The sequence below is a fragment of the Providencia sp. PROV156 genome (assembly GCF_028480905.1).
GTDB classification, from domain to species: domain Bacteria; phylum Pseudomonadota; class Gammaproteobacteria; order Enterobacterales; family Enterobacteriaceae; genus Providencia; species Providencia hangzhouensis.
Genome location: NZ_JAMPPE010000005.1, coordinates 26,503 through 39,983, shown reverse-complemented (window position 1 = coordinate 39,983; position 13,481 = coordinate 26,503). Strand labels below are relative to the sequence as shown.

Genomic DNA, 13,481 nt, shown 5'->3' with positions numbered 1-13,481 from the left:
TTTGATAAAGTGAATGCCTAATACTGAGAAACTTCAGTACTGGCATTAGATAATATCAGGTAGGAATACAATTAAAGAACGTCAACCTTTATTAAGATTTTATTCGTTGTGTTTGCTGGCTCCGCATGCGATAAGTAAACGCACTTCCCACGATGGCTAAATAGATAAATGGTTCAGGCGTTAAGGTTTTTAATGACAAAGTATAGTGGCAAAGCGCCAATATGAGCGTAGGGTAAAGCAGCATATGAATTCTTTTCCACCATACGCCCAAATAAAGGCGTATACGGTTGAATGAACTGACTGCCATCAACAATAAACACAACCAAGCTATCGCGCCAATCACTAAATAGAGCCGCGAAAAAATCTCTTCGAAAAATAGCGCCAAATTATTTACGCCAATTTCAAGTAATAGATAGCTACTTAAATGCAGCACAGCCCAGAAAAAACACCATAACCCCAGTAATTTTCGCGTCTGAAACAAGGCAGTAAATCGCAATAATTTCGCAACCAGTGGGATCAGTACAATAATAACGAGCAAACGTAAAGCCGCTATTCCTGTAAAATGTTGGATATCTTTGGCAGGGTCGGCTCCAAGCCGTTGGGTATCGACTAAAAAAATCAGCCATACCAAAGGGAGCAAAGCAATAAGATGAAAGCACCCTTTGGTTAATCCAACAATGAACTTATTGTCTTGGGGCATCAATAATATCTCCGCAAATCCATTCCTTGATACAAACTTGCCACTTGTTCGCCATATCCATTAAACAACAATGTTGGCTGGCGGGTCACTTGGCCTAAGCCCCCAGCACCAATAAAACGTTCGGTGGCTTGTGACCAACGAGGATGGCTTACATCTGGATTCACATTGGCAAAAAAGCCATATTCGCTCGGCGCTGATAGGTTCCATGTCGTGTCAGGCATTTGCTCAGTAAGGCGAATTTTGACGATAGATTTAATCCCTTTAAAGCCATATTTCCATGGTACGACCAACCGGATCGGTGCTCCGTTTTGGTTGGGTAATGTTTTTCCATAAACGCCGGTCGCCAGCAAAGTCAGTGGATTCATAGCTTCGTCTAAGCGTAGCCCTTCAACATAGGGGTACGATAAACCACCACCAATATAACGACTTTTTTGTCCTGGCATTTGTTCTGGTGCGTAGCGTGTTTCAAAAGCCACATATTTAGCTTTGCTAGTGGGTTCGACTAAAGCCAATAATTTCGCTAAAGGAAAGCCAACCCATGGAATGACCATCGACCAAGCCTCAACACAGCGCATGCGATAGATGCGCTCCTCTAAGGGAAACTTAGTGTTTATGTCATCTAAATTAAGCGTCAGGGGACGATTCACTTCGCCATCTATTGTCACCGTCCACTCATCCGTGACTAAAGTATGGGCATTCTCGGCAGGATCGGATTTACCGAGCCCAAATTCATAAAAATTATTATAACCAATCACTTTATCTTCAGGGGTGAGGGTTAAAGATGGCTGAAACTCTTCAGGTTGAATAAATGTCAGAGGTTTTCTTGGCGTCATCGGAGGTGTTGGCGTATCGTCATTGAACCAAGAAAACAGCCCTGCATTAGCCGTCGTCGCAACGGTTAAACCTGCAGCTCCAATGCCTAAAGCCTTAAGTAGCTGACGGCGTTTCATAAAAAAGAGGGTTTCATCCGTGATTTGAGATGCGGGAATTTTAGGTAACTTTTTCATCATGCGCTCCATAGCAAAAAGGATATGAAATTAGTTATACCGAAAGTACGACAAAAGTGGCTGACAGTAAGATGACAAATTTGTCATCTTACTTAATTGTAGGAAATTTCAGGGTAATGGTACTGGTTCCTGCATGGTGTTCAAAACTCGCTGATCCGCCATGTAATTCGACTATCGCTTTCACAATCGCTAACCCGAGTCCTGTTCCCTCTGTCGTTCGAGCATTATCCCCGCGCCAAAAACGGGTGAAAATTTCATCACTATTTTGTAGAGGTTCACCTTGGTTAGTAATTTTAATTTCTCGCTGTTGCGGCAGCGCAATAATTTGGGTAACGACGCAAGTGCCTGGGTGAGAATATTTAATCGCGTTGGAGACAATATTCACTAAAACTCGGCTGAGTAATACTGGGTCAGCATCCAGAGTCAGGGATGAGGGCTCACAATACAGCTCAATCTGTTTTTCTTCTGCATAGGCAGAAAAGAGTTCGTAAACATCGTTAACTAACGTATATAAAGAAAGTTTTTCTCGATTTAAGGTAATATTTTTATTTTCCGCACGGGCAATAAACAAAGTACTTTGGATCATTTGTGACAGTTTATCGAGCTCTTCAATATTACTGACTATCATCCCTTCATATTCGCTAACACTGCGCGAGCGCTGAAGTGTAATTTCATTTTGTACCCGAATCGCATTAATTGGGGTTCTCAACTCATGCGCCAAGTCATCAGCAAATTGAGTAAGTTTGACAAAATCATGCTTTAACCGCTGGCGCATCGTATTCATTGATTCGCCCAGCTCTTTTAGCTCTTGTGGTAGCTGATCAATATCGATTGGATCATTTAATGCATGAACGTCTGTTTTGACCGTTATCTGGCTCAATGCTTGAATGTCGGATAACCCTTTTTTCAACAGCCATAAGCTAAGTAGCCCCATCAGCAAAATTGAGAGGACAGAAATCACCACGCTTTGGGTGAGATATTGAGCCAACACGCCACTACGGTCGACAGAAACTTTACCAAGTACCACATGGAGCGGCCCTATTGGAGAATTCATCGAAAAATAGACCGCAGAAATAGGGATGCCTTGAGCAGTTTGCCAATGGTTAATGGCATTGATATTTAGCTGCTCAAGATTGACTAACTGAAGAGGTTGGGAGCCCAATAACTCGCGATTGGTTGTGACCAATATTTGCCCTGCTGCATCAGAGATTTGGATCAAGTCTTGGCGCATGTCCATCATGCTTTGGAAATACATGGGAAGTGTTTTGATATCAATGCCACCAGCGATGAGTTTGGCAAGCTGCTCCGCACGGTTAACCAGTAAATTATTATCTTGTTGAGATAGTTCATTTTTGAGTGAATGATACAAAATCCATGTCACCACTCCAGCATTAGTAACCATAAGAATGATAAACAGAGAAATAAGTTTGAATCGAAGTGATTTCTTTTTCATTCTATTGGCCTATTTAAACGGTATCCCATCCCTCGAATGGTTTCGATGAGTTTAACGTCAAATTCATCATCGATTTTTTTTCTCAATCGACGGATAGCCACATCAATAATATTCGTGTCACTTTCAAAATCGATGCCCCAAACTTCGCTAGCAATTAAGGTTCTAGGTAAAATTTCATCGCAATGTAGAACGAAGAACAGCAATAAGGAAAACTCTTGCCGAGTTAAGGTGATTTTCTTTCCAGCCCGCTCAACATCGTGGCGAGTTAAGTCGATTTTTAAATCCGCAATAGTTATGGTGGTTGAGGCTGGCTGGTTAATTTTTAATTGGTTTTTAACCCTAGCTAATAATTCAGAAAACGAAAACGGCTTCACGAGATAGTCATTGGCACCAAGCTCTAAACCTTTAATTCTGTCATCAACGGCATCCCGCGCAGTGAGGCAAATCACCGGTATGTTTTTAGCTGTGCGTAAGATTTTTAAAATTTCCCAGCCATTCATACCAGGCAGCATGATATCGAGGATCACCAATTGATAACTGTTTTCTAAGGCAAAATAGAGACCATCGCGACCATCATTAGTCACATCAACGAGAAAACCCGCTTCTTCTAACCCATTTTTGACCCACACTTGGGTTTTTAGGTGATCTTCAATTAATAGTATTCTCATGGGAACCTAATAGTGACTTTATTTGACTTAACTCCATTTCATCTTAAAGAAATTTTCCCTTTAAAGAAACGGGTAGGAATTTAACCATAAAATACTCGGAGAAAGACAGCGGGAAAAAACAACATGGGGCCATTAAAAGCAACTCGTAGAATGGTGAGTGGGCCGGCACGAAAAATGGAAATTAGCTGCTTTCATCGACGAGTAAGTATTGTTTCGTAGGCAAATAATCCCTTTTCCCTCGCATTTATAACACAGAATAAAAATTGATTAACCAAATATAAAACTTTAGTTAATTAGTCTTCAATTACCGACTTGTCGGATAATAAATAATTTTTTATTTCACTCATAGAATAAAGGCATTATATTTATCTAAAAAAATTAATGTGTTAGGTCGATTAATTTAGATATGATTGACCTTTTTTGACTAAATAGGGAAACGTTCATGTCCACTCGTAAGTATTTAACTCAACAGGAAATATCTCGACTTTTAGCTGCTTGTCATTTGTCGCGACATCCCGAACGTAATTCTTGCTTAATTTATATGTGCTTTATACATGGTCTAAGGGCAAGCGAAGCCCTATCGCTAAAATTATCTGATCTTAACTTAGAAAGTAATGAACTTTATGTACACCGTTTAAAGAATGGTTTTTCAGTTAATCACCCACTGATTGATGAAGAGATCCCACTCATTAAAGCTTGGCTAAAAATTAGAAATACATGGAAAGGGAAAGAAAGCCAGTGGTTATTCTTATCTGAAAGAGGGACTGCCATGACTCGCCAGCGCTTTTATCAACTTTTTTCACGACTTGGCGAGCTAGCTGAGCTGACCCTAGGTATTCATCCCCACATGTTACGACATGCATGTGGTTATGCATTAGCGGATAGAGGTGCCGATACGCGTTTAATTCAGGATTATTTGGGGCATACGAATATACAACATACCGTACGATACACAGCAAGTAACCCTGCAAGATTTCGGGGAGTGTGGTAAGAAAGGTGCTATATGGTGAGATAAAGGCGCTAAAAGAGTTGTCAAAATGCACCAAATTGACAAACGTAATGAATTAGGTGCATCTTAAGTTAAATGAAAATACACGTCAAATACGTAGCGTGTAAATAACGCTATGTATACATTACTAAAAATAAGTACATTCCATTATTAAAAGATCATTGAATTTATTAATTTTTTCACACATTCAAACTCTCCATGCCACTTCAAACTTACACATTGTAATATTCTGAAATGCTTTATTTGGAATAATTAACTAATAATTTTAAAAATAAAATATAAAATTAAAATTATTCATTCATTAATGAAATATTTAACTAACAACATACAACTATTGTCAATTTGGTGCATTTTGACAACAGTTAAATTAGTAAATCATTCAGTTTCGTGAGGAAGATTTTATGCAATCTAACTTATCTCCTAAAGAAATTGTCGGGGGTAATATATATAAAGCCCGCCGAGCAAAAGGATTAAGTGGCTCTGAGTTAGCTGATTTACTTTTATGCTCTCAGCAACATGTTTCACGTATTGAGCGCGGAGTTATTCGACTACACCTAGAGCAGATTAAGCAAATTGCGAACTCGCTTGATATTGATATTAATTGTTTATTAGATGGTGTTGGATTTCAAAATAACTCAGTAAATTATATCCATAATATGGAATGTTATTTTAAAGCTGAAGGATGGTTTTCTGGATCTAGTCAATTTATGAAATAGGTTTAACCTTATGTCAGAAAATATAATAAAACCAACATTTAATATTATTGTAGGAAAAAAAATAAAAAAACACAGAAAAGAAATGAAATTAACTGCTGAGGAACTAGGGAGATATATTGGCGTAAGCCAACAGCAAATTTCCCGTTATGAATCAGGAGTTAACCATATTAACATTGATTTTTTATCTCAATTATCTGAGTTATTTAAAGTACCAATTCAAGTTTTTTTAATAGAAGACTAAATATATTTTTTAATTATTAACAATTCAATTTCATTTTTAGTATTTGATTTTTTAAATCAAATACTGGTGCTTTGCTTTTTTCCAGTTCATTGCAAATAGAGTGTCTGCAATGAGCAATGAAAACTGACACTCATTCTTTACTTAACAATAAACATAGGACTTTATATTCATGAAAATGAAATCTATTGCAATGGCAACTTTTATGGCTCTGGGATTAGCTTCTGCAGCAAACGCAGCAGATCAAGGCCACGGTAAAGTAACATTCAAAGGCGCTATTATCGATGCTCCATGCTCAATCTCTCCTAGCTCAATCGACCAAACAGTTGAATTAGGTCAAATTTCTAACATGGCATTAGTTGATGGCGGTAAATCAACTCCACGTCCATTCGAAATCACTTTAGAGAACTGTGATATCACTAAACTGACTAAAGGTGTTCAATTAACCTTTAGTGGTGCTGCTGCATCTTTCGACAATACCAATAAAACACTGGGTATTGTTGGTACTGGCGCAGGCGCTGGTGTTCAGATCACTAATGGTAGCGGCAATGTGGTGACTTTAGGAACAGCAGCACCATTCCAACAAATTCAAAATGGTAACAACACACTGAATTTCGCTGCTTACTTAAAAGGTAATGGTGGCGATATCGACACTATCACTGCCGGTGACTTTAGCTCAGTAGCGGATTTCACTCTGTCTTACGAGTAATTCATCTTGAGCCAACAAATTAATTTGTTGGCTCATTCCGACTGAATTGGGTGTAAGAGAGGGAGCAATGAATAATTCGATAACCAGTGGAGTGTTTTCATTGATCTTAAGTATAGGCACGTTGACTGCGGTATCAACTGCATATGCTCAAGGCTCAGTGAGTATGAATGGAAGCATTATTGAAACAGCATGTGCAATTGATGTCGGCAGCCGTGATCAAACTATTGATATGGGAAGTATTGCGCTGACTCAAATTCGCCGTGATGGGCAAGGACCTGCTCGCCCTTTTGTTATCCGATTAGTGAATTGTGTTCTTGAACGCCAAAATCCTGACAAACCGAATTGGCAATACTTTCGCGTAACATTCGATGGCTCCCATGACAGGGGGTTATTTGGTGTGAACGGACAAGCTCAAGGTGTTGGATTACAAATTCAACGTGAGGGAGATGGTGAAATTGCCATACCTGGCCAAGGAATGTCAGTGAGCTCCCTAACAGCTGGAACAAAAGATCTCACCTATCGGCTACGGTTGGTGGCGAATAACCGCCCATTGGCATCAGGCCAATACTACAGTCAATTACGTTTCAAACTGGATTATGAATAGTCGGTTCCTCTTATAAATGAAACTCCCCTTTGTAGGATGAGCTTCGTGAGCGAAATGACATTACGGATAAAAGAACGCAAAAGAAGGTCGAGATGATGACCCTGAATTTCATTCACACGCCTGTGTTACAGATAACTCGGCCTTGCAGATTAGGGCTTTTAGTCGCGTTGGCTATTAGCTTTGGTGGTCACGCATCCGATATTAAATTTAATATGGATATGCTAGACGTCAATGATCGTAACAACATTGATCTAAGCCAATTTGCGCGTCCAGGCTATCTCATGCCTGGTGAATACAGTTTTACGGTTTTCTTAAACAAGCAAAGCATGCCGGAAGAAACTGTCTTTTACTATGCACCTGAAGGTGAGTCGAATGAAAGCCTCCCTTGCCTGAGCCCTGCTTTAGTTGAAAAATTCGGTATCAAACCTGAATTGATGTCGACGTTAAAGTGGTGGCACGAAGGACAATGTTTATCGCTTGAAAGTTTACCCGGAACTGAAGTTAAAGCCGACCTTGCAACTTCGGCTATGTATATTAGTTTGCCGCAAGCCTACCTCGAATATACCGCTGAGAATTGGGATCCTCCTGCACGCTGGGAAGAAGGATTACCCGGCGCATTGTTTGATTACAACTTAAATGCACAAGTGGGCCAACAAACCCGCTCAGGACAACAAACCAACTACAGTACCAGCGGTAATGGGGTTGCTGGCGTTAACTTGGGTGCTTGGCGTGTTCGTGCTGACTGGCAAATGCGTATTGATAAGCAGCAAGGGCAAAGCACGACCACATCACTAGATTGGACTCGTTATTATGTCTACCGAGCAATCAAATCCTTAGGCGCAAAACTCACCTTAGGTGAAGATTATTTAACCTCTGATATTTTTGATAGTTTCAGATTTACAGGGCTTAGCCTGATTACCGATACCAATATGCTACCACCTAATCTACGTGGATACGCACCAGAAATTACTGGGGTAGCAAAAAGTAATGCAACCGTCATCGTGAGCCAACAAGGACGCATTATCTATCAAACTCAAGTCGCTGCGGGCCCATTCCGTATCCAAGACCTAAATGATGCATTAGCTGGGCAAATCGATGTTGAAGTTAAAGAACAAGACGGCTCAACACAGACTTTCACTGTAAATACTGCAAGTGTTCCGTATTTAACACGCCCGGGGCAACTGCGTTACAAATTAGCCGCAGGGCGCCCAACAAATTGGCGCCATCATGTTAGTGGCGATACCTTTGCAAGTGGCGAATTCTCTTGGGGGGTTAACAACGGCTGGTCACTGTATGGTGGTGGAATTGGTGCAGAAAACTATGCATCCGCGGCTATAGGGATTGGTCGTGACTTAATGGTATTCGGCGCATTGTCATTCGATATTACTCATGCTCGGGCGCATTTAACCAACTTAGGTGATATTGGCAATAAAACGTATCGCGGGAGCTCGTATCGTTTAAGTTACTCTAAACGTTTTGATACTTATAACAGCCAAGTGACATTTGCAGGATATCGATTCTCTGAGCAAGGTTTTATGAGTATGTCTGAGTATTTGGATGCGCAGGAAACAGGTGCACGCCAATACAACAGCAAAGAAATGTATACCATCTCTTATAACCAACAATTTTCAGAGTTAGGGCTAAGTGCATTCATCAATTATTACCATCAAACCTATTGGGATCAACCGGATAACGACCGCTATAGTATTTCGTTAGCTCGCTATTTTGATATTGGGAAATGGAAGAATCTTAGCCTCAACTTGACGGCATATCGAAATCGTTATCGTGAAAACAATGATGATGGCGTATACGCGTCACTCACAGTGCCTTGGGGTGAAAAAAGTTCCATTAGTTATAACAGTAGCTGGGATAAAAATGATAACTCACAGCGCGTGAGTTACTACAGCACCATCGATGAAAGAAATAACTATCAGTTAAGTACCGGATGGGCACGTTCAGGTGCACTTGTGAGCGGCTATTACACTCATCAGGGAGACTTAGCACAGCTCAACGCGAACGCAACGTACCAACAAGACCGTTATCGATCTGCGGGGTTCTCTTTACAAGGTGGTTTCACCGCAACGGAGAAAGGTGCCGTACTGCATCGTGGTAGCCAAATTGGTGGTACTCGCATATTTGTTGATACCGATGGAGTACCTAATATCCCATTACGTGGTTACGGCTCGATTGTGCGCACTAACCGCTTTGGACAAGCCGTTATTAGTGACGTGAATAGCTATTACCGTAACCAAATTAGCGTTGATTTGAATGCATTACCAGATGAAGCGCAAGTGTCTCAATCTATAAAGCAAGGCACCTTAACGGAAGGAGCAATTGGCTACCGTCAATTTGATGTTGTCGCAGGAAACAGTGCGATGGCGTTGTTAAGGCTGTCGGACAATAGCACACCACCTTTCGGGGCAATTGTCTTAAATGGTCGTGGTCAGCAAGTCGGTATGGTGGGTGATGATGGAAATACCTATCTCACTGGTTTAAACGCAAAAGATACCTTGCAAGTTCGTTGGGATGACCAAGTGCAGTGTGAAATCACACTCCCTGATACCTTGCCAGAAGATGAATATTTACAGGCAAGCTGGTTATTACCGTGCCACAAACCGAGAGCAAAAGCCGCATCGCCAGCGACCATAAAAACACAATCAGCGAGTCGTGCATTAGAAGCAATGCCGAGAGCATCAGAACTCGTTGTGCCTGTTGTTGAAAGAACAGCGCCAAAGGAGTCAAGCCGCTGGTTACAAAAATAATAAAAATGAGTGGTACGCAAAGAGCGATGAGTGCTCCTTAACCATAGAAGATAACAATATGATGAATAACATGATGAAAAACAAATTGATGAACAAAAAAAACGCCCATAAAGCAGTATTCGCATTGGCTGGTGTTGTGTTGATTTCAACAACGCTATCTTCTGCTCAAGCGGCAGTTGCCTTAGACAGAACTCGAGCGATTATTACGGGAGACGAAAAATCGATCAGTTTAAACATCAGCAACGAAAACAAACAATTACCTTATCTCGCTCAAGGTTGGGTGGAAAATGAGAAAGGTGAAAAAATAAGCGACCCATTTACGGTATTGCCACCGGTACAGCGTGTTGAGCCGGGGGCAAAAAGCCAAATCAAAATCCAAGCTCTGCCAAGTGCCGCTTCTCTGCCGCAAGACAGAGAATCCGTGTATTACTTTAATTTGCGTGAGATTCCACCGAAAAGTGATAAACCCAATACGCTGCAACTGGCATTACAGACACGTATTAAATTGTTTTATCGACCAAAATCAATCATTCCAACACGTGAACAAATGGATAACCCATGGCAGGAAAAAGTGACTCTTACGCGTCAGGGTAACCAGTATACGATTAATAACCCAACTGCCTATTACGTTTCTTTTGTCGATGCTGTCCCCAACAAAAATGGACAGACAGTCGCAGGGTTTGAGCCCGTAATGGTTGCCCCCAAAAGCAGCAAAGCACTGAACGTCAGTGCAGACGCATTAGGTAATAAACCTGTGCTGACCTATATCAATGATTATGGTGGTCGCCCAACACTGTCGTTTACATGTCAGGGAAATAGCTGCCATGTGGTACCTGAAAAAAAATAGACTGATCTGAAATGCGCGATGAGATAGCAGGAGAATATCATGGCAAACACAAGCAGGATGCTCCGTTATGTGGGCTTAGGAAGTTTAGCGCTGAATTTATTCAGTAACATGGCGATGGGAACAGCTCTAAATAAAGTTGATAGCTGGGATGTAGATGGTTCACATGGCACGCTATATGTCCATGGGGCCTTGACGGAAAGTGCTTGTCGTTTAGCAATGTCATCAGCATATCAAACTATTAATTTAGGTACTGTGGGAACCGGACAGCTTCAGCATGTCGGGCAAACAGGTAACCCTGTTGCGATTGAACTGCGTTTAGAAGATTGTCTAAGTGGTGAAAGCCGCAGCCGTACTGCACAGGGGAATCTTTTGTGGAGCCAACAAATGCCTTCAATGAAGATCCGCTTTTTGGCTCCTATAGATACTCAAGACCCGCGCTTGGCAGCTGTTATCGGTGTTCAGGGGATTGGCCTGCAATTAAGTGATGCAGCGCGTTCACCAATTAACTTAGGTGAGTACAGTACACCACAATTGGTTTCACCTGGGCAAAACCAATTAACTTACTATGTAACGCCGGTACGTACCTCCGCTCAACTAAATGCTGGAGCTTATCAGGCGTTAATTAGATTTCAGGTAAGTTATGAATAGGAGCATGGAGATGAGAGGAGCTTATTTTCTTACGATATGCTTTAAAGCGATTGTCCTAGTTGGGGTAATTCTCTTTGGTGCTCTGATTTCACTCAGCTTTTCTTACAAAGCTATCGCTGCGAATCTCAGCACTAATATCCAAATTCGTGTGACAGTATACGGTGAGCCGGAATGTACCCTTGGCGGTGCAACAACGACTTCGGTAGATTTTGGCGATATACATCAGGCAAAGATTGATGGTGCTTATGGGCGCTCACCTATTAATTACAACTTGATATGTAATGGCTTATATAAGAATACATTAAAGATGACGCTGAAATGGACTGATAGGCAAATTAATGGTGAGTCATCCGTGACAACCAATCTCCCGAATTTAGGTATTGCCATTTACCGTGATGGAACCCGCCTTAGTAATGGTGCGACACTCAATTTTAATTATGGAAGTTCGCCTGCTTTGTATGCCGTCCCCGTTAAGCCTACAGGAGCAAACTTAACATCAGGTGGGGATTTTACGGGCAATCTTACGATGGTATTGGATTACCAATAGGATGATATCAATGAAATTATTCCGTTATCTTCTCTCGGTCTGCATGATGCTTAGCCTGTTTAGCCAAAGCCAAGCAGCAACACTTGGTATCCAGCTAAAAGGTCGATTATTGGTGACACCGCCCGAGTGCATTTTGAATAACAACCAACAAGAAACTATACATTTTGGCGATATATTGCTTCCGCGTATTGATGGAGTTCAATACAAGCGTACTGTACCGATGAGACTCAGCTGCACAAATCTAGCGAAAAACGCTATAAAGCTCACGCTTGTCGGTGATGGAACATCATTTAATAGCAATGGCGCATTAAAAACGAGTAACCCAAAACTCGGGCTTTCCTTTTATGTGAACAATGCTAAGCAAGTTATTAACCAGCCTTTCAATGTGTTATATACAGCGCTGCCAACCTTGGAGGTTGCTCCAGTAAAAAACAGTAATGCCAATTTTACCAATACCGATGGCGGATTTTTTACAGCGCTGGCAACACTGAAAATTGAGTATCAGTGAGAATGATTATGTGGAATAACAATCAAATTAAGCATTGGATGGCAGGATTTATAATGGTGATGTCCATATCTTCAACGCAAGCAAATTGGGCATTTGATGGTACGTTAATTATTCCTCCTGTTTGCCAATTAAGCCATGACGACCCAATAAAAGTTTCATTCGGTAAAGTGGGTGTACGAAAAATCAACGGTACCGCCTTCAAGCAATCTATTCCTTTTCAATTAAATTGTGTTGGCGATATGACACAACCGTGGGATATCAGCTTGATATTCGGAGGAACACCTGCAGGAAGTGGATTTGATAATGCGACATTAAGAACAGTGACACCGTTGAATAATGGCAAATTAGGAATTCAAATTCAAAAAAATGGCCAACCTCAACCATTGAATGAAGCCTTTTTGATTAATGCGGCTTCATTACCATCCCTTTCAGCCGTTCCTGTCATGCGTTCAGGAAGCGAACTTGTAGGGGATAATTTTACTGCATCAGGCACGTTAACCATTATTTTTGAATAGGAGGCGGCAGTCATAACTATGAATATTAAACGTAATATGAGCTTTGCCTTTAGCTTATGGTTTTTGGGTGCCACTGCGGCTTTTTCTGCAAATGTGGAATTTGATGGCACGCTAATTGAAGATGCTTGTGACGTTTATCCTGGCGACGAATCGATTGAATTAGATTTCGGAACGATCGTGGATAAATACCTGTATCTGAATACTCAAACAAATAGCCAACCTTTTACCATTCGCTTAATCAATTGCGATTTAGCGTTAGGCCATGAAGTGAAAGTCACATTTATGGGCGCAGAAAGTTTGGCTTTACCTGGTTTATTAGCGTTAGATGCTGGAAGCCAAGCAACAGGTGTGGCGGTTGGTATTGAAAGTATTTCCGGTACAGCAATCAAAATTAATAGTGGCAGTTATACCCAAGGGTTGTATACCGGAAATAATAATGACCTACGATTTCAAGCGTATGTGAGAGCTGAGCCAGTTGCATTGCAAAATAAATCAATTGTGCTCGGTTCATGGGCTGCGAGTGCCACGTTCAAATTAGATTATGAGTAAA

The 13,481-nt window shown here is 41.1% G+C and carries 16 protein-coding genes; 12 read left to right on the top strand and 4 right to left on the bottom strand.

Features of this window, described 5'->3' with window-relative positions; translation table 11 throughout:
- Nucleotides 1–91 precede the first annotated feature (91 nt).
- From PSF31_RS04830 to PSF31_RS04815, 4 genes are all read right to left on the bottom strand, one after another.
- Entirely contained in the window at nucleotides 92–700 is a 609-nt protein-coding gene (locus PSF31_RS04830; protein ID WP_096865079.1) for a sulfite oxidase heme-binding subunit YedZ, read from the bottom strand.
- Nucleotides 700–1,707, bottom strand: a complete 1,008-nt coding sequence (gene msrP, locus PSF31_RS04825) for a protein-methionine-sulfoxide reductase catalytic subunit MsrP (RefSeq protein WP_036958075.1) — start codon at nucleotides 1,705–1,707, stop codon at nucleotides 700–702. The genes PSF31_RS04830 and msrP overlap by 1 nt, the downstream gene beginning before the upstream one ends.
- A gap of 88 nt (nucleotides 1,708–1,795) precedes the next feature.
- Nucleotides 1,796–3,160, bottom strand: a complete 1,365-nt coding sequence (locus PSF31_RS04820; protein ID WP_094962361.1) for a heavy metal sensor histidine kinase — start codon at nucleotides 3,158–3,160, stop codon at nucleotides 1,796–1,798.
- Nucleotides 3,157–3,828: a heavy metal response regulator transcription factor gene (locus PSF31_RS04815; RefSeq protein WP_004259607.1), complete on the bottom strand. Its 672-nt coding sequence runs from the start codon at nucleotides 3,826–3,828 to the stop codon at nucleotides 3,157–3,159. Before PSF31_RS04815 ends, PSF31_RS04820 begins: the two co-directional genes overlap by 4 nt.
- Before the next feature lie 442 nt (nucleotides 3,829–4,270).
- Between PSF31_RS04815 and PSF31_RS04810 the strand changes: the two genes are divergently transcribed.
- The 12 genes from PSF31_RS04810 to PSF31_RS04755 all read left to right on the top strand — a co-directional run bounded on the left by PSF31_RS04810 (nucleotide 4,271) and on the right by PSF31_RS04755 (nucleotide 13,480).
- Nucleotides 4,271–4,819: a tyrosine-type DNA invertase gene (locus PSF31_RS04810; RefSeq protein WP_014657972.1), complete on the top strand. Its 549-nt coding sequence runs from the start codon at nucleotides 4,271–4,273 to the stop codon at nucleotides 4,817–4,819.
- A 419-nt stretch (nucleotides 4,820–5,238) separates the two neighbouring features.
- Nucleotides 5,239–5,553 carry a helix-turn-helix domain-containing protein gene (locus PSF31_RS04805; protein WP_004259612.1) on the top strand — a complete coding sequence of 105 codons (315 nt, stop codon included), beginning with the start codon at nucleotides 5,239–5,241 and terminating at the stop codon, nucleotides 5,551–5,553.
- A 10-nt stretch (nucleotides 5,554–5,563) separates the two neighbouring features.
- Nucleotides 5,564–5,794: a helix-turn-helix domain-containing protein gene (locus PSF31_RS04800; RefSeq protein WP_110591112.1), complete on the top strand. Its 231-nt coding sequence runs from the start codon at nucleotides 5,564–5,566 to the stop codon at nucleotides 5,792–5,794.
- 169 nt (nucleotides 5,795–5,963) lie between these two features.
- Nucleotides 5,964–6,500 (top strand): fimbrial protein, encoded by a 537-nt coding sequence (locus PSF31_RS04795; RefSeq protein ID WP_004259621.1) that lies wholly within the window; start codon nucleotides 5,964–5,966, stop codon nucleotides 6,498–6,500.
- A gap of 67 nt (nucleotides 6,501–6,567) precedes the next feature.
- Nucleotides 6,568–7,104, top strand: a complete 537-nt coding sequence (locus PSF31_RS04790) for a fimbrial protein (RefSeq protein WP_004259625.1) — start codon at nucleotides 6,568–6,570, stop codon at nucleotides 7,102–7,104.
- A 92-nt stretch (nucleotides 7,105–7,196) separates the two neighbouring features.
- On the top strand, nucleotides 7,197–9,866 hold the full coding sequence (locus PSF31_RS04785; RefSeq protein WP_219144491.1) for an outer membrane usher protein: 2,670 nt from the start codon (nucleotides 7,197–7,199) through the stop codon (nucleotides 9,864–9,866).
- A 58-nt stretch (nucleotides 9,867–9,924) separates the two neighbouring features.
- A complete protein-coding gene (locus PSF31_RS04780) occupies nucleotides 9,925–10,713 on the top strand; it encodes a fimbria/pilus periplasmic chaperone (protein ID WP_036958076.1) in 789 nt (262 codons plus the stop codon).
- Nucleotides 10,714–10,752: 39 nt separating this feature from the next.
- A complete protein-coding gene (locus PSF31_RS04775; RefSeq protein WP_004907596.1) occupies nucleotides 10,753–11,361 on the top strand; it encodes a fimbrial protein in 609 nt (202 codons plus the stop codon).
- Nucleotides 11,362–11,371: 10 nt separating this feature from the next.
- Complete coding sequence (locus PSF31_RS04770) at nucleotides 11,372–11,908, top strand: fimbrial protein (protein WP_232062934.1); 537 nt, start codon at nucleotides 11,372–11,374, stop codon at nucleotides 11,906–11,908.
- A 10-nt stretch (nucleotides 11,909–11,918) separates the two neighbouring features.
- Nucleotides 11,919–12,416: a fimbrial protein gene (locus tag PSF31_RS04765; RefSeq protein WP_004907589.1), complete on the top strand. Its 498-nt coding sequence runs from the start codon at nucleotides 11,919–11,921 to the stop codon at nucleotides 12,414–12,416.
- A gap of 2 nt (nucleotides 12,417–12,418) precedes the next feature.
- A complete protein-coding gene (locus PSF31_RS04760) occupies nucleotides 12,419–12,931 on the top strand; it encodes a fimbrial protein (RefSeq protein ID WP_096865081.1) in 513 nt (170 codons plus the stop codon).
- Between the two features lie 18 nt (nucleotides 12,932–12,949).
- Entirely contained in the window at nucleotides 12,950–13,480 is a 531-nt protein-coding gene (locus PSF31_RS04755) for a fimbrial protein (RefSeq protein WP_096865082.1), read from the top strand.
- Nucleotide 13,481 lies beyond the last annotated feature (1 nt).

Bases quoted from the DNA above. Each gene is read 5' to 3' on its own strand.
- PSF31_RS04830 (WP_096865079.1), bottom strand. From the start codon at position 700: ATGCCCCAAGACAATAAGTTCATTGTTGGATTAACCAAAGGGTGCTTT.
- msrP (WP_036958075.1), bottom strand. From the start codon at position 1,707: ATGAAAAAGTTACCTAAAATTCCCGCATCTCAAATCACGGATGAAACC.
- PSF31_RS04820 (WP_094962361.1), bottom strand. From the start codon at position 3,160: ATGAAAAAGAAATCACTTCGATTCAAACTTATTTCTCTGTTTATCATT.
- PSF31_RS04815 (WP_004259607.1), bottom strand. From the start codon at position 3,828: ATGAGAATACTATTAATTGAAGATCACCTAAAAACCCAAGTGTGGGTC.
- PSF31_RS04810 (WP_014657972.1), top strand. From the start codon at position 4,271: ATGTCCACTCGTAAGTATTTAACTCAACAGGAAATATCTCGACTTTTA.
- PSF31_RS04805 (WP_004259612.1), top strand. From the start codon at position 5,239: ATGCAATCTAACTTATCTCCTAAAGAAATTGTCGGGGGTAATATATAT.
- PSF31_RS04800 (WP_110591112.1), top strand. From the start codon at position 5,564: ATGTCAGAAAATATAATAAAACCAACATTTAATATTATTGTAGGAAAA.
- PSF31_RS04795 (WP_004259621.1), top strand. From the start codon at position 5,964: ATGAAAATGAAATCTATTGCAATGGCAACTTTTATGGCTCTGGGATTA.
- PSF31_RS04790 (WP_004259625.1), top strand. From the start codon at position 6,568: ATGAATAATTCGATAACCAGTGGAGTGTTTTCATTGATCTTAAGTATA.
- PSF31_RS04785 (WP_219144491.1), top strand. From the start codon at position 7,197: ATGATGACCCTGAATTTCATTCACACGCCTGTGTTACAGATAACTCGG.
- PSF31_RS04780 (WP_036958076.1), top strand. From the start codon at position 9,925: ATGATGAATAACATGATGAAAAACAAATTGATGAACAAAAAAAACGCC.
- PSF31_RS04775 (WP_004907596.1), top strand. From the start codon at position 10,753: ATGGCAAACACAAGCAGGATGCTCCGTTATGTGGGCTTAGGAAGTTTA.
- PSF31_RS04770 (WP_232062934.1), top strand. From the start codon at position 11,372: ATGAGAGGAGCTTATTTTCTTACGATATGCTTTAAAGCGATTGTCCTA.
- PSF31_RS04765 (WP_004907589.1), top strand. From the start codon at position 11,919: ATGAAATTATTCCGTTATCTTCTCTCGGTCTGCATGATGCTTAGCCTG.
- PSF31_RS04760 (WP_096865081.1), top strand. From the start codon at position 12,419: ATGATTATGTGGAATAACAATCAAATTAAGCATTGGATGGCAGGATTT.
- PSF31_RS04755 (WP_096865082.1), top strand. From the start codon at position 12,950: ATGAATATTAAACGTAATATGAGCTTTGCCTTTAGCTTATGGTTTTTG.